The sequence below is a fragment of the Acinetobacter sp. YH12233 genome (assembly GCF_013417725.1).
Classification (GTDB): Bacteria; Pseudomonadota; Gammaproteobacteria; order Pseudomonadales; family Moraxellaceae; genus Acinetobacter.
Map to the genome: position 1 here is coordinate 51,333 of NZ_VPDK01000012.1, position 25,540 is coordinate 76,872.

General features: G+C 39.6%; 17 protein-coding genes and 5 pseudogenes. 14 read left to right on the forward strand and 8 right to left on the reverse strand.

Features of this window, described 5'->3' with window-relative positions; genetic code table 11:
• Positions 1-3: 3 nt before the first annotated feature.
• The 6 genes from FTV12_RS07385 (at position 4) to FTV12_RS07410 (ending at position 12,837) form a co-directional block, all read left to right on the forward strand.
• Entirely contained in the window at positions 4-1,761 is a 1,758-nt protein-coding gene (locus tag FTV12_RS07385) for a ShlB/FhaC/HecB family hemolysin secretion/activation protein (protein WP_154320126.1), read from the forward strand.
• Between the two features lie 86 nt (positions 1,762-1,847).
• Positions 1,848-8,891, forward strand: coding sequence for a hemagglutinin repeat-containing protein (locus tag FTV12_RS07390; RefSeq protein WP_179989050.1), 7,044 nt, complete (start codon positions 1,848-1,850; stop codon positions 8,889-8,891).
• Positions 8,892-8,909: 18 nt separating this feature from the next.
• Positions 8,910-9,530 (forward strand): hypothetical protein, encoded by a 621-nt coding sequence (locus tag FTV12_RS07395; protein WP_154320123.1) that lies wholly within the window; start codon positions 8,910-8,912, stop codon positions 9,528-9,530.
• A gap of 236 nt (positions 9,531-9,766) precedes the next feature.
• A protein-coding gene (locus FTV12_RS07400) for an IS3 family transposase (RefSeq protein WP_179991387.1) occupies positions 9,767-10,842 on the forward strand; the annotation gives its coding sequence in 2 pieces (ribosomal slippage) (positions 9,767-10,019 and positions 10,019-10,842; 1,077 coding nt in all).
• Positions 10,843-10,940: 98 nt separating this feature from the next.
• Complete coding sequence (locus FTV12_RS07405; RefSeq protein WP_179991388.1) at positions 10,941-12,329, forward strand: hypothetical protein; 1,389 nt, start codon at positions 10,941-10,943, stop codon at positions 12,327-12,329.
• Complete coding sequence (locus FTV12_RS07410; protein ID WP_179989170.1) at positions 12,319-12,837, forward strand: hypothetical protein; 519 nt, start codon at positions 12,319-12,321, stop codon at positions 12,835-12,837. Before FTV12_RS07405 ends, FTV12_RS07410 begins: the two co-directional genes overlap by 11 nt.
• Positions 12,838-12,957: 120 nt before the next feature.
• Here FTV12_RS07410 and FTV12_RS07415 read toward each other — a convergent pair.
• Positions 12,958-13,221 (reverse strand): annotated as a pseudogene (locus tag FTV12_RS07415) (integrase core domain-containing protein); the annotation flags it as partial.
• Between the two features lie 33 nt (positions 13,222-13,254).
• Positions 13,255-13,731 (reverse strand): annotated as a pseudogene (locus tag FTV12_RS07420) (transposase); the annotation flags it as partial.
• A 490-nt stretch (positions 13,732-14,221) separates the two neighbouring features.
• Here FTV12_RS07420 and FTV12_RS16625 point away from each other — a divergent pair.
• Both FTV12_RS16625 and FTV12_RS07425 read left to right on the forward strand, forming a co-directional pair.
• A pseudogene (locus FTV12_RS16625) lies at positions 14,222-14,323 on the forward strand (recombinase); the annotation flags it as partial.
• 185 nt (positions 14,324-14,508) lie between these two features.
• On the forward strand, positions 14,509-15,708 hold the full coding sequence (locus FTV12_RS07425; protein WP_005245164.1) for an integrase arm-type DNA-binding domain-containing protein: 1,200 nt from the start codon (positions 14,509-14,511) through the stop codon (positions 15,706-15,708).
• Positions 15,709-15,749: 41 nt separating this feature from the next.
• Here the strand turns inward: FTV12_RS07425 and FTV12_RS07430 are convergent, their stop codons facing one another.
• Positions 15,750-16,163: a Cd(II)/Pb(II)-responsive transcriptional regulator gene (locus FTV12_RS07430; RefSeq protein WP_179989169.1), complete on the reverse strand. Its 414-nt coding sequence runs from the start codon at positions 16,161-16,163 to the stop codon at positions 15,750-15,752.
• Between the two features lie 79 nt (positions 16,164-16,242).
• Between FTV12_RS07430 and FTV12_RS07435 the strand changes: the two genes are divergently transcribed.
• Entirely contained in the window at positions 16,243-16,974 is a 732-nt protein-coding gene (locus FTV12_RS07435; RefSeq protein WP_005245162.1) for a transglutaminase family protein, read from the forward strand.
• Positions 16,961-17,848, forward strand: a complete 888-nt coding sequence (locus FTV12_RS07440; protein WP_127800877.1) for a cation diffusion facilitator family transporter — start codon at positions 16,961-16,963, stop codon at positions 17,846-17,848. The genes FTV12_RS07435 and FTV12_RS07440 overlap by 14 nt, the downstream gene beginning before the upstream one ends.
• A gap of 84 nt (positions 17,849-17,932) precedes the next feature.
• On the opposite strand, the pseudogene FTV12_RS07445 reads toward FTV12_RS07440, so the two are convergent.
• Positions 17,933-18,157 (reverse strand): annotated as a pseudogene (locus tag FTV12_RS07445) (efflux RND transporter permease subunit); the annotation flags it as partial.
• Here FTV12_RS07445 and FTV12_RS07450 point away from each other — a divergent pair.
• Positions 18,157-18,300 (forward strand): annotated as a pseudogene (locus tag FTV12_RS07450) (antitoxin HicB); the annotation flags it as partial. The pseudogenes FTV12_RS07445 and FTV12_RS07450 overlap by 1 nt on opposite strands.
• Before the next feature lie 252 nt (positions 18,301-18,552).
• On the opposite strand, the gene FTV12_RS07455 reads toward FTV12_RS07450, so the two are convergent.
• Positions 18,553-18,804, reverse strand: coding sequence for a hypothetical protein (locus tag FTV12_RS07455; protein WP_004658363.1), 252 nt, complete (start codon positions 18,802-18,804; stop codon positions 18,553-18,555).
• A gap of 194 nt (positions 18,805-18,998) precedes the next feature.
• On the opposite strand from FTV12_RS07455, the gene FTV12_RS07460 reads away from it, so the two are divergent.
• On the forward strand, positions 18,999-19,220 hold the full coding sequence (locus tag FTV12_RS07460) for a helix-turn-helix transcriptional regulator (RefSeq protein WP_004658364.1): 222 nt from the start codon (positions 18,999-19,001) through the stop codon (positions 19,218-19,220).
• Between the two features lie 172 nt (positions 19,221-19,392).
• Here the strand turns inward: FTV12_RS07460 and FTV12_RS07465 are convergent.
• Positions 19,393-20,537 (reverse strand): IS3-like element ISAba14 family transposase gene (locus FTV12_RS07465; protein ID WP_099046175.1). Its coding sequence is split into 2 segments (ribosomal slippage): positions 19,393-20,273 and positions 20,273-20,537, totalling 1,146 coding nucleotides; the frame shifts between segments, so codons are not numbered across the junction.
• Between the two features lie 277 nt (positions 20,538-20,814).
• Between FTV12_RS07465 and FTV12_RS07470 the strand changes: the two genes are divergently transcribed.
• The gene (locus FTV12_RS07470) at positions 20,815-21,603 is read left to right on the forward strand and encodes an aminoglycoside adenylyltransferase domain-containing protein (protein ID WP_038350081.1); all 789 of its coding nucleotides are present in this window, start codon (positions 20,815-20,817) and stop codon (positions 21,601-21,603) included.
• 126 nt (positions 21,604-21,729) lie between these two features.
• Here the strand turns inward: FTV12_RS07470 and FTV12_RS07475 are convergent, their stop codons facing one another.
• Both FTV12_RS07475 and FTV12_RS07480 read right to left on the reverse strand, forming a co-directional pair.
• The gene (locus FTV12_RS07475; protein WP_077170035.1) at positions 21,730-22,188 is read right to left on the reverse strand and encodes a DUF523 domain-containing protein; all 459 of its coding nucleotides are present in this window, start codon (positions 22,186-22,188) and stop codon (positions 21,730-21,732) included.
• Positions 22,189-22,422: 234 nt separating this feature from the next.
• A protein-coding gene (locus FTV12_RS07480) for an IS3 family transposase (protein WP_119285041.1) occupies positions 22,423-23,588 on the reverse strand; the annotation gives its coding sequence in 2 pieces (ribosomal slippage) (positions 22,423-23,330 and positions 23,330-23,588; 1,167 coding nt in all).
• A gap of 192 nt (positions 23,589-23,780) precedes the next feature.
• Between FTV12_RS07480 and FTV12_RS07485 the strand changes: the two genes are divergently transcribed.
• On the forward strand, positions 23,781-25,274 hold the full coding sequence (locus FTV12_RS07485) for an IS91-like element ISVsa3 family transposase (protein ID WP_001120888.1): 1,494 nt from the start codon (positions 23,781-23,783) through the stop codon (positions 25,272-25,274).
• Positions 25,275-25,540 lie beyond the last annotated feature (266 nt).

Here is a 25,540-nt window from a genome sequence, read left to right on the forward strand (position 1 = left end):
TTTATGTTCAAAAAAAATATAGTATTAAAAAGTATTTTGCTTACTTTGGGTGGTTTTGTTGTTACTCCTTTTGCATTTGCAGAAACATTTGATCCAGCGATAGATGGTTTGATTCGAAACCAGCAGCGCCAAGCAGAACTAGAAAAAATTATACAACCAGAACGTGATGTTAATTTAGATGTCATCCAAAAAAAAGAAGCTGTACAACTTACCGACCTTGAAGATCAGAATTGTTTTGAAATCAAGACAGTTGAACTTGATGGCGAAATGAGTAAGCATTTTGATCAATATGTGCAACAAGCGTTAAAAGATTTAAGTTTTACTCCAGGTTTATGCATGGGTGAGCAGCGAATTAATCTGTTGATGACGCAAACGCAGAACATCATCATTGGCCGAGGCTTTACTACGACACGAATATTGGCTGCACCTCAAAACTTAAGTACAGGCGTATTAAAACTCACCGTCATTCCGGGATTAGTTCGAGAAATCAAACTCGATTTAAGTGATGAGGAAAATACCCGAGCAGGCCGAATTCAATATGCCAAAAATATCTTTCCAATGAAGAGTGGCGATATTCTCAATTTACGTGACTTAGAGCAAGGCTTAGAAAACTTAAAAAGACTGCCTACAGCGGAAGCTGATATTCAAATTATTCCTGCAGATGCGCCCAATCAAAGTGATGTTATCGTCAAATGGAAACAGCGAAAAATTCCAATTCGCGTGACCTTAAGTGCTGATGATGCCGGTAGTCGTCAAACCGGTAAATACCAAGGTAACATCACCGTTTCAGTCGATAACCCTTTATTTAGAAGTGACTTATTTTACGTCACCATGGGCCGTAACTTAGCAGATCAGCAAGAGATTACGGATCAAAATGGAACCACTGTGAAGAGCGGAACCCATAACTATGCCCTTCATTATTCAGTCCCTTATAAAAACTGGCTGATCAGCGCCAATGCGAGTCGATACAATTATGACCAAGCTGTTGCAGGCACCAATAATGTCTATAACTATAATGGAGAAAGTCAGACTCAAGACTTAGGCTTGACCCGATTGCTTTATCGGGATGCCAAGCGTAAAACCTCAGCGACCTTGAAAGGCTGGCATCGAGAATCTAAAAGCTATATTGATGATGCCGAACTGACCATACAGCGCAGAGATGTTGCGGGTTGGCAGTTAAACCTTGATCATCGTGAATATATTCAATTTGCAGTGCTGGATTTGAGTCTAGGGTATAAGCGAGGCACAGGTGCATTCGATTCATTACCAGCAGTTGAGGAAGCGCTGAACGAAGGTACATCACGGATGAAGATCTGGACGCTAGATGCCAATCTGAATGTTCCGTTCCAATTTGAGAACCAGCAATATAGCTACTCAAGTGCCTTTAGAGCGCAATACAATGACACCCCGCTGACCATCCAAGACCGGCTTTCCATTGGTGGAAGGTATACAGTACGCGGTTTTGATGGTGACCTAACCCTAGCAGCAGACCGTGGCTTCTACTGGCGCAATGATTTAGCCATGTCTATTTTTCCCGCACATCAATTCTATATGGCCTTGGATGCTGGGCATGTTGATGGTCAATCTGCCCAATGGCTTTTAGGTAAAACCCTTGTGGGTGGTGCGATGGGGCTACGTGGTCAATTTAAGGTGGGTGGCACTTTTTACTACGATATATTTATCGGTAAACCAATCAAGAAGCCTGAATATTTCCAAAATTATGATTTGAATTATGGTTTTAGTGCCAGTTATTCATTCTGATCTAAAGAAAAGTACAAACTAAAAAATGAGCTCGTAGTATTAAAGCGAAAAAATCTCCCAAATAAAGACACATTGGTAATTGAAAAATGAATAAGAACTGCTATAAAACGATTTTTAGTCAAACCCGTGGTGAAATGATTGCTGTTGCAGAAAATGTCGCAGCTGCAGGACAAGCCTCAACACAGAATAATAAAGCGGTTGATCTTGAAACACCAGTCGTTGCTTCTGAAAAAAGTTTAGCTTTAAAAGTTCTTTCATTTTCATTGATGCTGATTACAGGCACTGCCCTGATCAATGCATCTATTGGTGTATCGCACAGCAATGTTGTTGCAGACTCGAATGCGGCAGGCAATCAGCGTCCAACGATATTGAACAGTGCCAATGGCACAACGCAGGTGAATATTCAAACCCCAAGCAAAGCTGGGGTATCGGTGAATCACTACCAGCAATTTGATGTGAATCAGAACGGTGTCATTTTAAATAACAGCCGCCAAAATACTCAAACGCAGCTTGGGGGTTATATCCAAGCCAATCCGTGGCTTGCAGGCGGTGAAGCCAAAGTCATTGTTAATCAGGTGAACGGCAGCAATCCAAGTCACTTAAATGGCTATGTAGAGGTCGGTGGACGTAAAGCAGATGTGATCATTGCCAACCAAGCTGGGATTAATGTCGATGGTGGCGGTTTTATCAATGCAGGTGGGGTGACTTTAAGTACCGCCAATCCGAATATTCAAAATGGACAAGTGACAGGTTATCAAGTCCGTGACGGGGTGATTAACATCACAGGTCAGGGCTTGGATGCCAGTAAAGCCGACTATACCCAGTTACTCAGCCGTGCTGCACAGATCAATGCGGGGATTTGGGCTAAAGAATTGACGGTGGTTGCTGGACAAAATGATATTGAAGTTAATCCGCAGGCTGGTGCGATACAGGCGGCTTCGGGGTTGGCAGGCACTGTGCCACAGTTTGCCATTGATACCAGTCACTTAGGCGGAATGTATGCGGGCAAAATCAGTTTAATCAGTACCGAACAAGGGGTTGGGATTAACAATGCAGGGCAAGTGTTTGCTTCAGCCGGGCATATTAAAATCAGTGCCAATGGCGAGCTGCAAAATAGCGGTGCAGTAGTTGCAGAAAATAAAGTCGATAGCACCCCAGCGAGTTTAAATCTTCAAGCAAAAGATTTAAACAATAATGGCAAGATATTAAGTCTAGGCGATCAACGCATTCAGGCTGAAAACGTCAACAATACCGGCCTCATTAATAGCCAAGGTTTAACTCGTATTGATGCCAGTCAAGGCATCCAAAACGTGGGTACAGGTCAAATCTATGGTGACCATATTGCCCTGCAAGCCGCGCATCTTCTCAATGCAGAACAGCAAACCAATGGCGATGTCAAAGCAGGCACGATTGCGGCACGTCAACGCTTAGATATTGCAGGCGGAAAAATTGAAAACCGAGAACAAGCCTTAATTGCCAGCGAAGGTGCGCTGACTGTTGGTGGACAACTCAATGCAAACCATATGGCAGAAGGCTCTGCCGCATTATTAGACAATGCCAGTGCACGTATTCAATCCGTGGGTGATATGTACTTAGGCGTGGATATTTTGACCAACCGAAATTTGCATTTCAGTTCAAGTGTCAAAGAAATACCAGAAACCCGCAAAGATGTGACCGCTTATCAAGGTGCTGGAAGCGCTGAAATTCTTGATTCATCGCATATTACAGGTCGTGGCAGTTATGACAGCATTTATCTGGATGGTCAAAAATATGAAGACTATACCCGATATATCTACAACCAGTACGAAACCCAACACTATGTGGATTCCAGTGCACCAGCGGAGATTATTTCAGGTGGCACACTGACGCTAAAAGGCCAAAGCCTGACCAATGACAAGAGCCAAATTCTAGCGACGAAAGGCATTAATATTGAACAAAATGAAGTGAATAATATTGATGCTGAGGGTGAGCATCGTGTGATTAAAACGGGGACATCACAGTATCACTATGTAGGTTGGAATACATTAGGTACAAGTAAACGAAGTAAGTGGAACAGTGTTAAACCCTATAATCCAGCTGATATCGTAACGCCAATAAAACTTGATGTGGTGAAATATGATGGTGCTCACCAAGGCACATTAAATGGTGATACCTCAGAACTCAGCTTACCGCTGCAATCCTTATACAGCGTTAATAAAGAAAATAATAACCGCCCTTTGATTGAAAGCAGCGATGCCTTTACCAATTATAAAAATTGGTTAGGCAGTGATTACATGCTGCAAATGTTCGCGACCAACCCACAAAATATGCAAAAACGTTTAGGGGATGGTTATTACGAGCAAAAACTGGTCAATGACCAAATTGCACAACTGACGGGTCAAGTTTATTTAGATGGTTATACGAACTTCGAGGATCAATTCAAAGCCTTGATGGATTCTGGGGTAAGTGCTGCCAAAGATCTTAATTTAAGTGTTGGAGTGAAGCTCTCAGAAGCACAGATTGCTCGATTGACCAGTGATATGGTGTGGCTGGTGACAGAAACCATTACCGTTGATGGCGAAAAAATCCAAGTCTTGGTACCGAAAGTGTATGTTGCGGTACAGTCGGGGGACTTAAACAACAAAGGTGCCTTGATTGCAGGCGAGACGGTCAATTTAAAACTGAGTGGGGATTTAAACAACCAAGGCAGTATTGCTGGACGCCAATTGGTGAGTCTTGAAGCCAATAACATTAATAACGTGGGTGGCTTAATACAAGGTCGAGATGTCTTTGCGACAGCACACACCGATATCAATAATATTGGTGGGACAATGACCGCCAATCAAATCCTTGCCCTTGATGCGGGCCGAGACATTAACAACATCACCACGACGATTAAAACTGAAAATAAGCACGGTTTAAGTGAATTTAGCGCTGAAAACATTGGCCGTGTTGCTGGGCTGTATGTACAAGATGCGGATGGTCAGCTGGTTGCCAATGCCAAGAATAATATCAATCTGACTGCATCAGATCTACAAAGCCAAGGTAGCATTGCGATCCAAGCGGGACAAGACCTGAATCTTTCTACGGTGAATGTCAGTCGCAGTGATTTAAGCTCAGCAGGTGACAAGGATCAGATTCTGAATGCTTCGAGTCGAGATGTAGGGACGCAGATTCAGGCGAAAGGAAATATTTCCCTGCAAAGTGGTGCCAATACTCAGATTAAAGCCAGCACCTTGAACAGTACGTCGGGCAATGTAGTGATTGATGCTGGACAAAATGTCTTGATCGAAAATGGACGAGATGAACGCAGTTCTCAGCTTGCAGCCCAAGAAAAAGGTGGCTTCTCTACAACAGATAAAAAAATCCAATCTTCGACCAGTCAATCGATTGCAACCGACATCCAATCGGGTGGCAATATCCTGATCAATAGCCAAACAGGAGATATTCAAGCCACGCACCTGCAAGCTGGTGCGAAAGACAGCATTCAAATTACGGCAAACCAAGGCAATGTAAAACTTTTGTCAGATATTGATACTGATATAAAGAGCACGGAAACAGCCAAGAAAAATACAATTCAATTTAAAAACCGTCAATCAGGATATATCGACGAAGATGTTGCACAAACACAGCTCAAAGCTGGCAAAAATGTTGATATCAATGCCGGTAAAAATATCGAGCTGCAAGCCAATGATATACAAGCTCAAGACAATATTTATATTGGCAATAAACAATTCGAACGCCAAGCGGATGGCAGTTTAAAATCCAAAGATGGTAATGCCCTGCCCGAAAATGTCAGTCTGACGACATTAGAAACCAATGATCAGCAATGGGATGAAACCCAAAAAGGTTATCGTGGCATTGCCAAAGACTTAATGAAAGTGACTGCTGTTGGCTTAGCGGGTATTGAGGCTTTAGCTCCGGGATTAAAAGCACCGAAGATCACGATCGGAGAATCATCGAGCACACGGACTGAGCAAAGAACACAAACAGGGACCGATCTTGGTGCCAATAATGTCTATGTGGGTTCAGCAGGTCAAACGACACTGACCAGTAGCAACATTGATGCACAGAACACGGTCTTAGCGGGCAAAAAAGTCACGCTCGATGCAGCAGAAGAACAACACAAAACTGTTACGTCAAACAGCAAAGAAACGGTACAAGGTCTTGGGGTTAAGCTGAATAAAGACAGCATTCGAGTGGGCGGCTTTGTACTTGAAGACGCAGAGAATACCGTTAAAACTACAGCCACAACGCATAAGTCAGGCAATATCAATACTGAAAATTTAACAATTCAAGGTGCAGAAGGTGTAGATATCCTCGGCCAAAATATCACAGCGACAGGTGATACGATCATTGATCATGGTCGAGGAAATCTTAACATAGGCGGTTATGAAAATAAAACCACCACAGAAGAAAAGACTCATACTGAAACCATCAGTACAGAAGTCGGCATTCGCAATGCCTATTTAGATGCAATCTTAGCGGTAGAAGCTGTTGCAGATGCAACTAAAGCCTTATCTAAAGCTAAAGATGATTATAGCCAAGCACAACGTGACTATGCAGCGGGTCGAATTACCAAAGGAGCCTTAGATGACAGCAAAGCCAATGTCGCAATGGCAACGGCCAATGTGGCAAGTGCACAGATTGCTGTAGGGGCAGCAGCCGCATCTGCGGCTGCAAGCAGTGCAACCTATGGCTTTACTATTGGTGCCAATGGTGAAAGGATTGAAACTACGACGACCACGAATACAGAACAAAGCCAATGGCAAGGTAGCAACTTAGATTTAAATAACCTTCAGCTTAAATCAGAAGGCCAAGACATCAATATCCAAGGCAGCCGAGTGAATGCAACAGGCACCACGACCTTTGATGGCAGCAAAGACCTCAATGTGACTGCAGGCGTCGAGCATAGTAAACAGGACAGCAATAGTAAAACCAATAGCCAAAGTGTGAGCTATACCTATGGCGGTGGCGGCAGTGCTTCAATAGGCAAGCAAACCAGCCAATCACAAAACGAAAGCCTCACCCACGTAAATAGTGAAGTTGTGCTGAATCGTACTGAAGGTGCAATAGACAAACTGAATATTCAGGGCGGTGAGGTTTCTATCGCTGACCGAGGTAATCTACAAGTAAATCAGATCCATGTAGAAAGCTTGCAGGATACAGAGACTAGCAGTAATAGCAGCAAAGGCGGAAATATTGGCTTAGGTTTTGGTTCTAACGGTAAAGCCAGCAATATCAGCGCTGGCTATAACCAAAGTAAGGGCAGCATTGACAGTGCATGGGTAAATGACACTAGTAAGCTGCTGATTGGCAATGCGCAGAACGATGCTGATCTAGATGCGATGGGTGTTAAAAATATTACCAGTATTGGTGGTGTGATTGCCAATGCGACGAAGAATGAAGACGGCACATTAACGGATCACGGTAAGCTGAACTATTCAGGCGAACTTGCGCTGAAAGACATAGAAGATCATAACTACAACAGTAGCAGTGGTTTTAATGTATCAACGACGATAGGCAAAACCACGAACAACAAAGATGGAGAAAAATCCAAATATCCAAACGGTTCAACCACCATTGGCCTTAACAGCAGTGGACAAGAAACAGAACAATTGACTAAGGCAACGATGGGTCAAGGGACTGTTGCAAATGCCTCAGACAGCACCAATCGGGACATTAATAATACGCAAGAAATTACTCGTGACCAAGTGACGGGCATGCTGGATGGTTCTGTGACGGTTGATCAGCGTTTACTGAGTAAGAGTGGACGGGCGGAGATTATTCAAGAGCAGAAGGAATTACCTGAAAATTTCCGTCAAAGTGCTGAAAATATTGTGAAGCAAATGCCTGAGGGAGAATATAAAGAGAAGGCTTTACAAAGTTTAAATAATATACAAGCAAAACTTTATAGTTTACCAGCAGATTTTGAGGGTTTAGAGGAATATGGGCAGCAAGTTGCAGGGGAGCTATTGAAAAATGGTCTTGAAATTAAAGAGGTCGAAAAGATTATAGATACAGATAATTATTGGTATGCAATTCAAAAATTATCTGCTGTCCAAGAACAATTAGATATTTTGAGTCAGAATGGTAGTGGCATTGAACAGATTCTTAATTCTGAGCTCTCTAAAGAGCAACCAATAGTCAACTCAAACTCCTTAATTAGTATATTAGCTGAAAATACAGATAGTTCTCTTGCTGTAAAAGAAACGGATTTACTAGGTTTTAAATTTTTACATGCGGCAGCAGAAATTAGTAAAAATATAGAAAAAATTTCTGTAGATAGTGGTGTTGACATTGAAAAAATACAACTTGCTGCTAGCGTGTTGTTAGGAGGGCCTGTAAAAGCAACAGCAGGATATATAGTTAATCAATTTAGTGGAGAATATATTGATTATGCTACAAATGCGGTATCAGATCATTTAGTAAAATCACTCTACGGACTTTCAGATGGTCTATATGATGATTGGAGTCGGTCTGAAAAAATTAGTGAGTTGAAACAGCTTGGACTAAGCGATGATGATTTTCAACGAAGTCTTAATTATGCGGAATCACTGCAAAATGCAAAGCTAGGTGCTACTTTTATTGTTGGTATAGCTGCTGAGACACTAATTTCAGGGAAAGGAAAAGCTAAAAATAGTGATGAAATATCAGTAAAACCTACTGTTCCTGATTATGTTACTCGTAATGATCATGATTTTTCTGCTACAGAAAATTATAAAGGTAAACCAAAAGCTTACATAAATGACAAAGGTGATTTGGTTGCTGCAAACCCTGAAGGAACAGGATCTGTTCAATCTCATATTAGAGGTGGTAATTCTGAGAATACACCATACATTTCAACAAGTGATCCAGCAATAGCTATTGATTCTAAAAATTATGGTGGTGAGCAAATTAAGATTGATACGAAGCGATTGCAGGAAGATATTGATGCAGGTAAGATTTCTGGTAGTCAGATTGTGACACATACCGAAGTTAGAAAGGAATTACAATCTAAAGTCGATGCAGCTCAGGCGAAATATGATCGTAATCCTAGTAAAAAAAATCGAGATAAATTAAGAGATGCAAATAAAGATTTGAATCATGCTATTAGAGATGGGGAATGCTTAATCAAAGGTTGTGTTCCATCAGAATACATAAAGAAATAGTTTGTAAGGAGTATAGAGTTGGAACAGAAGATTATAGACTTATTAAATGAGATTCCTGATAGTGTCAATTATACAGATATAGCAGAGGACTTAGATGCTGAAGATATTTCAGTTAGCCGTATAGAACAGTTAAGAGAATTATTAACAAATTCGGATGACTATATTGTATTCCAAGCTGCTAAATTGTTGACATTTTGGGGAGATGATTATGGTTTTAATGCTTTAACTGCATTATTTGAAAACAATAAATTAAATGGTTTTATTGATCATAGGCTAAATGGTTATGATGATACATTGCAACATGTTCTTAGAGCATTTATTCGTTATTGGGCTGATAAATCTGACCATGGTCTAGGTACCTTAACAAGAAAAAAATTGTTTCCATATATTGTCAAAATAATAGAGCTTGCTAATACTCAACCTTTTGGAATAGATTCTTTATTTGGTTTAATAATCGATGAGGACTTCAAAGAATATATTCCATTTTTAAAAGAACATTTAATTTCAATCATTGATCATCCAGAAATACATGGTTGGAAAATTCATGATGTTATTGAGTTATTTTTAAAAATTGAACCTGATTTTGTATATAAATTATTGGATGAAAAAGGAAAGACGTTAAAGGATTTTAATTTTTGAAATTAATGTATCGACCAGTATTGGTATTCCACAAAAGGGAACTAAAGAAGCTTCTACAGCTCCAAAAGGTTCAACGACCATTGGTATCAATAGCAGCGGGCAAGAAACAGAACAACTGACCAAGGCAACCTTAGGTCAAGGTACTGTGACGAATGTGAAAGATACGGTAATCCCCCCTAAAAATAATAGGATCTAAAAGTAGAATTTTCTCTTAAGATACGAGCAGGAGATTCTGCATGAAAACATCTAAATTTACTGATAGTCAGATCATGTCCATCTTGAAACAGGCAGAATCTGGCACACCTGTAGCGACCCTTTGCCGTGTACACGGCATGAGTAATGCTACCTTTTATAAATGGCGTGCCAAATATGGTGGTATGGATACATCATTAATGGCTCGACTGAAAGAGCTAGAAGCCGAAAATACCAGACTTAAAAAGATGTATGCGGAAGAGCGATTAAAGGCCGAAATCATCCAGGAAGCGATGGCAAAAAAGTGGTAAAGCCATCTTGCCAGCGTAAGATGGCACAACAGGCAGTTGCCCAGCATGCCATTAGTATTCGTTTGGCTTGTAAAGCATTTGGCATTAGTGAAACCTGCTACCGCTATCAAGCCAAACTCAGCGATGACAATGCACTCATTGCTGAACAGCTCATTGAACTCACTGAGGAAAATTCCGATTGGGGCTTTGGTTTGTGCTTCTCGTATTTACGGCATGTTGAGAGTTGCTGCTGGAATCACAAGCGGGTTTACCGCATTTACTGTGAGTTGGCACTGAATCTGCGTATTAAACCGAGAAGAAGACTAAAACGGCATGCGCCTGAACCATTGAAAGAACCAATCCGAGAAAATCAGGTTTGGTCATTAGATTTTATGCATGATCAGCTTTCCGATGGTCGCAAGTTTCGATTATTGAATGTGATTGATGATTACCGCCGCGAAGGCCTAGCCATTGAAGCAGGGTTCTCATTGCCCACAATCAGGGTTATTCGTACGTTGAATCAATTGCTGGAGTGGAGAGAAAAACCGTTAGTGATCCGATGCGATAATGGTCCCGAATTTATCAGTCACGAATTTGTGCGCTGGGCTACTGAGCATGGTATTCGTATTGAATATATTCAACCGGGTAAGCCACAGCAGAATGCGTATATTGAACGCTATAATCGGACCATACGTTATAGTTGGCTGAGCAAGCATTTATTTGATACTTTGGATGAAGTACAAGATTATGCAACAAACTGGTTGTGGCATTACAACCATGAAAGACCACATCAAGCTAACAAAGGAAAGCCACCTCTAATGGCTGCTTAACCTCTGCTTTTAACTTCGGTTATTTATGGGAGGATTACCATACCACCAACCGTGATATCAACAATACCCAAGAAATTACTCGTGATCAGACCACAGGTATGCTGGATGGTTCAGTAACGATTGATCATCGATTACTGACAGAAGCTGGACGACAGGAGATTATTCAAGAACAGAAGGATTTGCCAGAGAATTTCCGTCAAAGTGCAGAAAATTTAGCACAAGCCTTACCAGCGGGTGAGTATAAAGATAAGGCTTTACAAACACTAAATAATATTCAGGCAAGGCTTTACAATTTACCAAGTGAATATAAAGAAACGGGTGTAGTTGGTGACAAAGTTGCAAGTGAATTGCTCAAACGAGGGATAGAGCCAAAAGAAGTTGAAGCTTTATTTTCTAAATTAGATTTTTTCTATGCAGCAAAAGAGTTTAGTGAAATTCAGAGTCAACTAGATACATTAGCTCAATCTGGTGTTGATTTAGAAACGATTTTTAAACAACCTAAAATAGGCGTAAATGAACAAGAAGTAATTTATGCGAAAGGAACTGACATTGAGACAAAAGTTACGACCCAAACCACAGTTGGTATGACGATATTAAGCAATATTGCTGATTTAGGAAATAATATAAAGCAGATTAGTGAAGATACTGGAGTTGATTTAGGTACTGTTCAACTTGCGGTAGGACTAATGATTTCAGGCCCAGTCCGTTTAGCAATTGAGACAGGAAAATCTTTAGCTTTAGATAGTGCGGTAGGAGCTGAAATAGCTCAAGGATTTGATGCGCTGGCGACATCATTAACTGCCGCCGCTCATGTTACCAATTCAAATACGATTAATAATTGGACTAATTCAGAGAAAGTTAAAGAAATTGAAGCCTCAACATCTGAAAATAAATTAGATGAATTGAAATTTGCAAATGAAATTGAAAAAAATAAACAAGGTGCAGAATATTTAATTAATGCTGTGGCTGGAGTTGTAGGTGCTGGAGTAGGTAAAGGTGTCACTAAGGGGAAAGATGCTGATATTGAAATAAATCAAAAGCAATCTCTTGATGTGGGATGGGTTGATAATTATGGAAATCAAAAGAAAGTCACTGGAGATGGAACCGTGGCTAGAGATCATCAGCCGTCTAAAGCTGCATTATTAAAGAGAGCTGAAGACTTAAAGGAAGCGCCCTTAACTCAAGCAGAGAAAAATCGTATTATTAATGAAGGAATGAGTGTAACTGTACCAAATGAGGTGCATGCCGCAGGTCCAACCTATGCAGGAAAAAATAATAAAGGACTCATTGAAAATGATGCAAATGATTTACAAGCAGCACAAATTAGGGATTCTGAGGCAATGATAGATAATGCAAAAAAATTAACGCCTGAGTACGTTACAAAGTTGCAAGAAGCATGTACTACATTGAGCTGTAAAAATAATGCTGATTATGATAAATTTTTGAAAAATATTATGGATGAGGAGGCGAGAAAGAATGACAAATAAGTTTATTGATCATTTAATATCACTGTTGGGTAAGTCAAATATTGATGAAAAATTAGTTGATTTTTTTGTTAAAAATCAATTTGTGAAAAGTCAAGAGGAAATTAAATTACCAATTTATGATGAAGATGGTGATTTATTGGATGAGTATAATTTTTATATTAGTAAATATGATGAGGGATTGGGTTTTATATTTACTGATGAGTCTTTTTATTTAAATCAGGAGGACAAACCCATAACTGGTGAAAAAATATACTTAACGACTATATTTTTTTATAATGATGGTGTGGAAGGCTTTTCTCAATATAAACAAGAACTGCCATTTAATTTAAAATTTTCAATGAATAAAGCTGAAATTGAAAATATGTTAGGAGTGCCATTATTTATTAAGAATGATGATGGCGTGGTTAGAAGCCAAAAATGGAAAATTGAAGATATTCCATTTACAATATATATTTCATATAACAATATAGGTGAGATTAGATATATTTCATTAAGTATTCCTTACTGATTTAGTTAAAGTCGTTCCTACCCTATTTTGAATAAAAAAGCGGTTCTTTATTTAAAATGGAGCTACATTAATAGTTTTTAAGGTAATCCTTCAATAAATAACCGAAGTTAAAAGTAGAGGTTAAGCAGCCATTAGAGGTGGCTTTCCTTTGTTAGCTTGATGTGGTCTTTCATGGTTGTAATGCCACAACCAGTTTGTTGCATAATCTTGTACTTCATCCAAAGTATCAAATAAATGCTTGCTCAGCCAACTATAACGTATGGTCCGATTATAGTGTTCAATATACGCATTCTGCTGTGGCTTACCCGGTTGAATATATTCAATACGAATACCGTGCTCAGTAGCCCAGCGCACAAATTCGTGACTGATAAATTCGGGACCTGAGATACCGTCTTGGTAGTCAATCAGGTTTTGAGATTATTCGACCACTAAATAATCTCTTCGATAGGCAGTCTGATGTTTTAAAACGCCATAACACAGATGTATAAGCTTGCGCATTGCAGCACCTAAAGCACACATTTTATTTTTACCCTGGCTTAATAATCGTTGATATAAAGCTTCAATGTGTGGATTATATTTAATCGCTGTTAATGCCGACATATACAATACTGAGCGTATTTTACTGTCACCTGCTTTTGATAAGTGACTTTGCTTGTTGACTGAACTGCCAGACAACTGATGTACTGGAACCAAACCTACATATGCAGCAGCTTGACTTGCTTTTTCAAACTTGTGCGAATGAAATAACCCCAACAGTAATAAGCCTGATCGTTCACCGATTGAAGGAATAGTTTGCAGTAATTTCAAATCCTGTTTCAATGTTGGATCTTGATCTATGTGATTATTTATTAACTTATCAATATGTTCAAGTTGCCGATTTAAATAGGCTTTGTTGCATAAACATTTTGCAAGGCACTGATTTTTAAAGGTTTGTGAAAATTTCAACCTAAGAATAAATTTAATAAAATCATATTCTTAGGTATTTGTGCAACAAAGCCGATCCGAATCGGAAGCCAAAAAGCTTTTGGGGCAGATTATTAGGACGGAAGTGAATTCATAGTAACTGTCCAAATGAAAGAAGAATCAGTGTCCTTTACGATAAGAATATGCAATTTATCTAAGAATTATATTGCTGAATAAGCTTTTAAGAATATAGGTTTGGGCAATAAAGCCTTTAAATTCTATTACTGAATAAACCCTAAGTGGCCGATTTGGAATAGGAATGAGTGGTAGGGTGCGAATAGGAATAGGTGGTAGGTTTATGCTGGAATATGCATTGAGTCCAATCCTTGATCGTGGAGACTATTGTATTAGAAACAATAGCAGACCTAAAAGGCTTTACTGGTATCCATTGATTATTCAATAACATTAAATAGAGCCGTGAGACGTTGAAAGGCTCACAGAGTGGGAGGTAAAGTATATCCTCATCTCTCGTAAAACAGCTGACGAAGTCCGAGATAGAATCATTGCGTCAAAAAAAACGTGATATTTGAGAACTAAAAAAGAAGTGGTACTCCTACTGGTTACTAAAATTAAAGTATATTGAATAATAAATTTATAAAACAATACTTTACAAATCTATATGATGCGTAGTGTACGCATCATACATAAAGCGTTCTATTTTGATATAATTGATCCAATCAACCCATTGTTAGGTTTCATTTAAATTCCATGAGTCTTACTGAAATTAAAGTTCGCCAAGCTCATTGTAAGGAAAAAACCAGTTTTTTATCCGATGAAGATGGGCTTAGCCTGAAGATTGAGCCGAGTGGAAGAAAATCTTGGTGCTATCGCTATACAGATCCACAAACTAAAAAACGTCGACGCATTCAGTTAGGTCGTTATCCTGATTTATCGCTGAAAAAGGCACGACAAGTCAGAGATGACTTTAAAGACAATGATTTCTGTTTTGAACAAGATACTGCCTCTAATGTCATCACCTTTGGTAAGGTCGGGGAGGAGTGGTTACAGTTCAAACTGAAAAATGCCTTCAACGATCTACCCCGCTGTGGTGTACTACAGTTAGCAGAAAGATGCTTACAGCAAGATATTTATCCAGACCTTCAGGATCTACCTTTTCAAAACATCAAGCGTTATGACCTGGTTTCAGTAATCAAAAAAATAGAGGGACGCCAAGTAAAAGAACCTGTCAAGAAAGCTTGTAGTTATTTGAACCAAATTTATGACTACGCTGTAGCGATGGGTTATTGTGAATTCAACATCGCGCATGGTTTAAATAAAATCGCCATTAACAGTAAAATCAAGAAAAATTATCCGTATTTGAAAGCGGAGGATATATCTGATTTTAAGTATAAATTACAAAAATTGGATGCCCATCCGATTATTAAAAAAGCACTGCTGTTCAAATTACATACTGGCGTGCGAGGGGCTGAATTGTTATTGGCTGAGCCTCATCATTTTGATTTAAATGAAAAAGTCTGGAAAATACCTGCCTTGCATATTAAACAGTTTCGACGAAAAGTCATATTAGGCCATGAGATTCCCGACTTCTTAGTTCCACTTTCAGATCAGGCTTTAGATATTTTAAAAGACGTCATGCAATGGTCATACGGTGAAAAGTACATTTTTGCTAGCCCACGGAAACATAATCAACCGATTCATTTTAATACATTAAATATGGCTATACGTAAGATGGGCTATGGAAAACATCAATTATCCTCTCATGGACTACGTTCCACTTTTAGTACCATTTTGAATGACTCAGGTTTGTTCCAGGATAACTGGATTGAGGCACAACTTTCACATATTGATAAGAACCGTACCCGTGCCAGCTATAATCACGCTGACTATTTAGCCCAGCGGACTGAAATGATGCAGTGGTGGGGTGATTATTTAAGTACTGCTAAGTGAAAATCGTACTTTTATACATAGACTTAAAACATTATGGGGTTTCAAATGGATAGTAAACAATATACTTGCCGTGTTACATGGTCAGCAGAATATAATGAGTATGTTGGGTTGTTCGAACCACAAGCACTAGCCATTTGTTGTAATTCAGCTTTAAGCGCCCTTAATTCTTTCATGCGTTTATTCACTAGTGCAAGTTGCTGATCAATTAATGCATTAACGCTAGAGCAGCTTTCTTCTGGCTTATTTTTTAATTCGATAAGACGTTTAATATCATTGAGTGATATATCTAGGCTGCGACAATGCTTTACGAATTCCAATTGTTTAAGTGCTTTGCTATCATACAGCCTGAAATTACCTTCTGAACGATTTGGATTTAACAGAAATCCTTCTCTTTCATAATATCTAATCGTTTGTATTGAACAGCCCGATTTTTTTGACAATTCGCCTATTTTCATCAATTTCCCCCAGACATTTGACTCTATAGTTACTATAGAGTCTATAGTATAAGTATGCAACGAAAAGGATATATAAAAAATGACTGAGAAATATTTAAACAATACGAATATCGTTAATTTTGAACACAAAGATATCCAATCCTTGATCGATCAACGTAGGTGGAAAAACTTGGATAACTTCAACAAAATTGGTGCCGCTTATCAGTTTGTAAAAGATGAGATTTTCTTTGGTTATAATGAAAGCGATGATATTGCAGCAAGCGATGTGCTAGCAGATGGTTATGGACAATGTAATACTAAGGGTAATCTGTTAATGGCACTATTGCGTGGACTAGGCATTCAATGCCGATTTCATGGGTTTACCATAGACCAGCAACTACAAAAAGGTGCTATCCCAAGCTATGTATTTTGGTTAGCACCTAAATACATCATTCATAGTTGGGTAGAAGTTTACTTTGAAGGGCGTTGGATAAACTTAGAGGGCTTTATATTGGATGAGCAATACTTAAGCTCTCTACAGGAGAAATTTGACCAAGTAAAAGATGATTTTTGTGGTTATGGTGTTGCAACAAAGTGCTTTTCATCACCAGATACAGATTGGCGTGGAGAAAATACCTATATTCAAAAAGAAGGTATTCATGATGACTTTGGGCTTTATGATTCCCCTGATGAGTTCTATCTCGAAAAAGGGACTAACTTGTCGGGGTTCAAACGCTGGATATATCAACGCTTGATACGTCACTTGATTAATATGAATGTATCAAAACTAAGAAATAGAAAAGTACTAGAGGTACAAAATGCACAACCATAATCATAGTCATCAACATGGTAAAGATGACCGTATTGGTTGGGCATTTTTCCTTAATGTGACATTCACTATTATCGAATTTATAGGTGGTTGGCTCACTAACAGTACGGCGATAATGGCAGATGCAGTTCACGATCTTGGTGATAGTCTTTCAATAGGTTTTGCGTGGATTTTAAGTCGTTTTTCAGATAAAGAAGCATCAGATAAGTTTAGTTATGGTTATCGTAGACTTACTCTCTTTGGCGCATTGATAAACAGTATTGTTTTAATCATTGGCTCAATTTGGATTTTATTTGAAGCAATTCCAAAGCTGTCCAATCCTGAAATGCCTGTAGTCGAGGGGATGTTAGGGCTAGCGATACTCGGCGTTGCCGTTAACGGATATGCTGTATTAAAATTAAAAGCGGGTGAAACATTAAATGAGAAAGTGCTGACATGGCACCTTCTTGAAGATGTACTTGGATGGGTTGCCGTTCTTATAGTCTCTATCGTACTGTTGTTCGCTGAACTGCCGATATTAGATCCCCTTTTATCAATAGGGTTCACGCTGTTCATCTTGTTTAATGTTTTCAAAAACCTGAAATCAACACTCGTTTTATTTCTTCAAGCTGCACCCGATAAAGAGACTCAAAAGCGTATTAAACTATCACTAATGGAATTTCCTGAAGTTAATGGTATCCACCACATGCACTTTTGGTCACTAGATGGTGAAAGTCACGTTTTAACAGCGCACCTTGAGCTGAGTGACAACTTTGACGTTAAAGAATTAATTAGGCTTAAACAAGAAGTTGCAGCTAAATTATCTTCCTATCATTTATCGCATACAACGATAGAGTTTGAGTTTTTAAATGAAAATTGTCGGGATGAAGCGCAGTAAGCTTTATCAATAAAATGTTGGGCATACAATATTAAAAGCAGCTTAATTAGGCATAACCTAGTAATTAAGCTGCTTTTTTTGATTTTAAATTTCGTCGGATTGCTGTTTGCTACTCTCAGAGCCATGCGCCCATTGATATAAAATAGGCAATACAAACAAAGTTAAAATTGTAGAAGATACAATACCGCCGATAACAACTGTTGCTAGTGGTCGTTGTACTTCTGCACCAATTCCAGTGTTTAACGCCATTGGAATAAAACCTAAACTTGCGACCAGTGCCGTCATTAAAATAGGTCTTAAACGAATGATGTGCTGAGTTTCCATCATTGTCTTGGCTTGATGCGGATCAGTCTAAAGCATTCTCAGGAATAGAGGAGCTCGTTGCTGATGTTGTCGCTGATATGATTAGCAATAATGAAAAAGTTCCTACACCACTCTCCGGGAAAATATAGTAGGCAGTTTGTTGTCCTTGTTCTCAGTGGTTCAACAAAAACTAGCCCTCGAAGCCGCAGAACGTGGCGTGGACATAAATTGTTTAGTATCAGTAAAAAGAGCGATGTAATTTTAGTACGAGTGAGTGATAGAGCAGGAACCTATGCTTCATATATTCAGTAAATGGTATGTTTTTGAATTAATAGGTATTTTTAAATAAAGCTTTCTTTGATTTAGTGCTTTTTATTTAATAAATTAATTTTAAAAACAACTTAGGCTAATTGATAAACACTATCTGGAAAGATTAAAAGAAAATATTTTTTAATTTCTGCTAATTCATTTAAGGCAGGTTCCCTTTCAAGCAGTTGAAATGTCCAAATAAGTACAGCCTGATGATTATCATAGCAAGTATTTACTCCAAGAAAATTAGCCATTCCATAACTTCTATTGATGTTCATTTCTTTAATTAATTGATTTCCTAAGTCACGAGCTTGCTGGCTGATCAATAACTCATTTGGTAACACGGCGGTCATCTCCACAAAATAATCTAATGCAGGTTCAATCCTTATATTTAAAAAGTTATAATTTAGTTGAAATGGATAAAATATACTTTCTATAAGTTGTAATAACCTGCTGTAGGTTAATTTTAGCAAAGTATTACTCAGTCAACAACTTCAAATAACCCACAGCAAGTTATTTTTTGTAAATTAATTTAAATATGATTACTTGTAAGTTATCTAGCCTCATGGGCGATAGAAAAATTTTAAAATTAAGTGAAGTGGTGCATGCAACAGGTATCAATCGCAACACGCTCACAAGTATGTATTATGACCGTGCTGTACGTATTGAATTACCAGTCGCCGATAAGTTGTGTAAGTACTTTAACTGTACGATGAATGATTTGTTTGAGTTTAAGGAAGAAGTTGAAGAAAAAGATTAACTTAATACTTCGTTTGATAAGTTTTTCGAAGAAAAAGACTAGCCAATACTTAGTTTGATAAGTTTTTCTCTGCAGATCTAATATTGAATTTTATAAAATATCATTACAAACAGAGGTGGTTCCACTTGTTTGAACAACTAAAAGCGTATTTATAAGTGATATTCCGCTCTAGTTAAGCCACCTTGTTTTGTTGGGGTAGCTGATCATAGTAAAACTCATTTGGTGTCATTTTGTCTAGACTCGAATGAGGTCGTTTCAGATTATAAAACTCAAAATATGCACTCAATTGCTTTTTCGCATCTGTGACACTGCTATAAGCTTTGAGATACACCTCTTCATATTTAACGCTCCGCCATAATCGTTCAACCATCACATTATCTACCCATCGACCTTTACCATCCATACTGATTTGAATGCCATTTGATTTCAATACATCAATAAATGCATCACTGGTGAACTGACTGCCTTGGTCTGTATTCAATATTTCAGGTGATCCATATTTTTCAATCGCTTCATTTAAAGCCGAAATACAAAAATCCACCTCCATACTAATCGATACCCTATGCGCAAGTACCTTGCGGCTATGCCAATCAATCACAGCACATAAATAAACAAAGCCTTTTGCCATAGGGATATACGTTATATCAGTAGACCACACTTGATTACTGCGCTGAATAGCCAATCCTTTGAGCAGATATGGATATTTACGGTGAGCTTGATTAGCCTGGCTTAAATTTGGTTTGCAATATAACGCCTGAATACCCATTTTCTTCATTAAAGTACGTGTATGACGTCGTCCTATATGATGCCCTTGACGATTCAACAAATCACGCATCATACGACTGCCTGCAAAAGGATATTGCATATGTAATTCATCAATACATCGCATCAGCTTCAGATCTGATGAGCTAACAGGTTTTGGGCGATAATAATAACAACCACGAGAGACTTTCAGTAACTTAGCTTGTTTAGATACTGAAATCTGAAGTGAGTGATCGATTAACTTTTGTGGTTGAAGCGGCCCAGTTTCTTCAACACACCTTCTAAAAAATCAATTTCTAATGCCTGCTCACCGATTTTTGCATGTAACTTTTTAAGATCAATGGGAGGTTCTGATGGAGCTTTTGATTGATCGAAAGCTTGTGAGGAAGCTGAGATCAATTGATTTTTCCAGTCAATAATTTGGTTTTGATGAACATCAAACTCAGAACTCAATTCAGCAAGTGTTTTTTCTGCTTTGATCGCAGCAAGTGCTACCTTAGCCTTAAAGTCGTTTGAATGATTTCTTCTTGGTCTACGTGCCATAAAATACTCCATATATTGATGTTTATAACATCATTTGAGGAGCAGAGTATCACTTATAGGAGTTGTTCAAATTTCCGGATCCATCTCTAAGTGAGGAGGAAATGACTCTTACTATTCAGATGTTGTTTCAAGCTTTTTTTGATTGATAGAGTTTTATGTATTAAACTCTATATTGAAAGTAAATATATTGTAAAAATAGTATGTTATTTACTAATTGATTAAATTATTTACACTTATTCTGTATAATGCTCTATGAATTCATTACTTATTTTTTTAAATTAAAAATCATATGCAAAGCTTAAATGATGAAGAGTGTCGCCAAGTTGAAAGTGTAAAACAGCTTTTACAAAAAAATTTTAAAGATAAGCTTTATGCTATTTATTTATATGGTTCGTATGTTGATGGTGGTTTAAAACATAAAAGTGATCTTGATATTTTAGTTATTATTGAACGTGAAATTACCGATCAGGAAAGAAAACAATTAGCGCAGAATTTTCTAAATATATCTGTTCCGATTGGTCATGCTACAGCGCGTGCCTTAGAAATTACGATATTAGAAAAAGGGAGTATTACCAATAAAAATCATCCATATACATATCAGCTACAATATGGCGAGTGGTTGAGAGAAGAATTACTCAAAGGTGAATTACTTTATAGTCAATCTGATCCAGATATTAGTATTTTACTTAAAACTGCCCAATTACATAACATTACTATCTTTGGACCTGATATTTGCGATTGGTTAAATCCAATTAGCTATGAACAATTAATATTTGCCATGCAAAAAACTTATCCACAAATTATTGCTCATTGGAAAGACGATCAGGATGAATGTAATCAAATTTTAGCGCTATGCCGTATAGCTTATACATTAGATCATAAAACAATAGTTGCCAAGGATGTTGCTGCGACATGGTTTTTAGAATTCTTAAGTCAGATAGATCAAGACATTTTGCAACTCATAATAGATGAATATATTGGGCAAGGTCATGAGCAATGTTGGTTAGTTTTACATGATCAGCTTGCTAAAATTGTTAAAGAATTACAGCATAAAATTGAACCACTACTTTTTAACTGATGTGGAAGTAATGGATATGCTTCTTAGATTATTACCTCACTATATCTCTAAATACCGAAGAGACTTGATATTGCAAAGGGGGGCGTGGTTGGAGTTGCATGAAGATTTTAAATAAAAGCGGAGGAACTAGGGTAAAAGTTGCCAAAAAGTTTCTTCTGAAATGACTTTTATATTATGACGTTTAAGCAAAGCGGAGGTAACTCCATTGCCATAGATCTTATTCCCATTAAATTGACCATCGTAAATCATTGAACTACCACATGAAGGGCTATTTTCTTTAAGCACTACCAGAGTAGCTTTTAATAATTGAACTTTTTTTAAAGTTCTATATGCCCCTTCAATATAGATTGAAGTCACATCCTTTCCTGATTTTTCAATTACACAGGCTTTTCCATCTAAGACATCATCGCCATTACCTCCCGAAATCTCGGCAGGTTCGCGTGGTGTTGATAAACCGCCAAGAATCTCTGGACATACCATAGTAGCTTTTCCATCTTTGACTAATTTTTCGATTTTTTCGTTTAAGCTATGCGTCCCGTTATAACGTACCTTTAAGCCAGCCAGACAAGAACTTACTAAAATCATATTTCCTCTATGAAAAAGATATGTATCGATTTGCTATTTAGCCAGTACCTATTATTTTTTAAAATTAATAGGTTAGTGCTATGGATAAAACAAGAATTTAAATATGATCAATGCAAAGTGAGTTATTTTTTTTCTAACCCACAAAGCTTATAGATTAGTTTGATCCTTTTTGTTTAGAAAATTTATCAACAGTGATGTGTGCTGAATTAGCAGGAGACTTTCACTTGGGAGATTCTAGGCAGCTAACCGATAAAAGTCTTCTGCCATTTGATTTGGTGTCTTAAAATCCAAGCCTTTTTGAATTCTTCGCTGATTATAAAATAACTCTATATATTTTGTAATATCCGCTTTGGCTTCTTCCCTTGTTTTGTAGTTGCGATGATGGACTAGTTCATTTTTGAGTATGCCCCAGAAACTCTCTATCGGTGCATTATCAAAGCAGTCGCCTTTTTTGCTCATTGAACCCTGAAAATCAAATTTCTCAAGTAAGTTTCGATATTCATTACTGCAATATTGGCTGCCTCTATCTGAATGTACAATGAGATCTTTAGCAGGTTTCTGATTGCGAATAGCCATATTCAATGCATCACAAACAAGCTTGGCTGTCATGCGCTCATTTAAGCTATAGCCAACAACCTGTTTCGTGTAAAGATCTTTGACAGCTGCCAAGTACAACCAGCCCTCAGCCGTCCAAATGTAGGTAATGTCACTCGACCACGCAAGATTAGGCTTCGTCATTGAAAACTGTTGCTTGAGTAAATTGTCATAAATAGAACGGTTGTGATCACTGTTCGTGGTTCTTTTGAAACGCTTATGGCGCTTACAATACAACTGATTTGATTTTTTTATTTGGCGCACAGCATACGTACTTATTTTGATACCTTGCGCTTGTAAATGCTTGGTTAATCGAACATAGCCATAGCTTTGTTTGGTTTCTTCATGGGCTATTTTGACCAAAATTGTCTGCTGATTTCGCTGAATTGATCTTTTACTCATGCCTCGCTTTAGCCAATCATAAAAGCGAGAAACGGATACACGAAGTAATCGAGCCATTAAAATAATCGGAAATAAGTGGCTTTGCGATTTCATATAGGCGTACCTCACTGACTTTCTTTGGCAAAGTACGCTGCTGCCTTTTTTAAAAATTCACGTTCCATTTCAGCTGTTTTGAGCTGTTGTTTAAGCTTCTTATTTTCTTCGAGTAAGGCGTTTAGATCGGGCGAATACTGTTTTGTGCCTGCTAAAGTTCCAGCCTTTGCTTTGTTATTCCAGTTCGAAAGGGTTTGCATTGAAATGCCAAGTTGTCTAGCGGATTCCGATACATTACCTTGGTTCTCTTCAATGGCTTTTATGGCTTCAGCTTTAAATTCTGCGGTGTAAGTCTTCTGTTTCTTGCTCATGGTAAACTCCTAATGAGTATGTATAGTTTACCAAGTTAAACCCTCCTGTTTTTTAAGCACACATCAATAGAGTGGGAGTGACGGGCACTGGCTGGCAATGTCTAGCAACGGCAGGCATTTCGGCTGAGGGTAAAAGAACTTTCCGCTAAGCGATAGACTGTATGTAAACACAGTATTGCAAGGACGCGGAACATGCCTCATGTGGCGGCCAGGACGGCCAGCCGGGATCGGGATACTGGTCGTTACCAGAGCCACCGACCCGAGCAAACCCTTCTCTATCAGATCGTTGACGAGTATTACCCGGCATTCGCTGCGCTTATGGCAGAGCAGGGAAAGGAATTGCCGGGCTATGTGCAACGGGAATTTGAAGAATTTCTCCAATGCGGGCGGCTGGAGCATGGCTTTCTACGGGTTCGCTGCGAGTCTTGCCACGCCGAGCACCTGGTCGCTTTCAGCTGTAAGCGTCGCGGTTTCTGCCCGAGCTGTGGGGCGCGGCGGATGGCCGAAAGTGCCGCCTTGCTGGTTGATGAAGTACTGCCTGAACAACCCATGCGTCAGTGGGTGTTGAGCTTCCCGTTTCAGCTGCGTTTCCTGTTTGCCAGCCGGCCCGAGATCATGGGGTGGGTGCTGGGCATCGTTTACCGCGTCATTGCCACGCACCTGGTCAAGAAAGCGGGCCATACCCACCAAGTGGCCAAGACGGGCGCGGTCACCCTGATCCAGCGTTTTGGATCGGCGCTCAATCTGAATGTTCACTTCCACATGCTGTTTCTCGACGGTGTGTATGTCGAGCAATCCCACGGCTCAGCGCGTTTCCGCTGGGTCAAGGCGCCGACCAGCCCAGAGCTCACCCAGCTGACGCACACCATCGCCCACCGGGTGGGTCGCTATCTGGAACGGCAAGGCCTGCTGGAACGGGATGTCGAAAACAGCTATCTGGCCTCGGATGCGGTGGATGACGACCCGATGACACCCCTGCTGGGGCACTCGATCACTTACCGTATCGCTGTCGGTTCACAGGCGGGGCGAAAGGTGTTCACTTTGCAAACTCTGCCGACCAGTGGTGATCCGTTCGGTGACGGGATTGGCAAGGTAGCCGGGTCCAGCCTGCACGCCGGCGTGGCGGCCAGGGCCGATGAACGCAAGAAGCTCGAACGGCTGTGCCGGTACATCAGCCGCCCGGCGGTATCCGAGAAGCGGCTGTCGTTAACACGAGGCGGCAACGTGCGCTACCAGCTCAAGACGCCGTACCGGGACGGCACCACGCACGTCATTTTCGAACCATTGGATTTCATTGCAAGGCTGGCCGCCCTGGTACCGAAGCCCAGAGTCAACCTAACCCGCTTCCACGGGGTGTTCGCACCCAACAGTCGGCACCGGGCGTTGGTCACGCCGGCAAAACGGGGCAGGGGCAACAAGGTCAGGGTGGCTGATGAACCGGCAACACCAGCACAACGGCGAGCGTCGATGACATGGGCGCAACGGCTCAAGCGTGTTTTCAATATCGACATCGAGACCTGCAGCGGCTGCGGCGGCGCCATGAAAGTCATCGCCTGCATTGAAGACCCTATAGTGATCAAGCAGATCCTTGATCACCTGAAGCACAAAGCCGAAACCAGCGGGACCAGGGCGTTACCCGAAAGCCGGGCGCCACCGGCTGAGCTGCTCCTGGGTCTGTTTGACTGACGAGCCTGAAGGCCAACGATACCAATCAAAATGCTGCGTTCACAGCGCCGCGGCAGGGATCCGCCGTGCTGGTTGTCGGAAAAGGAGCCGCTAGTGGGAAAGAGGAGGGTAAATTTTCAGCGTTGCTGGCTCCCCGTCAGCCGGATTGGGTTGCATCGCAGGGGTGTCGAAAGAGTCAACTGCGGTCCAAAGCTGTTGGACTTGGGTGAAAAGGGCGTTTATTCTTCCTATACGTGAACCGCATCCTACGGAATGAGTAACCCTTG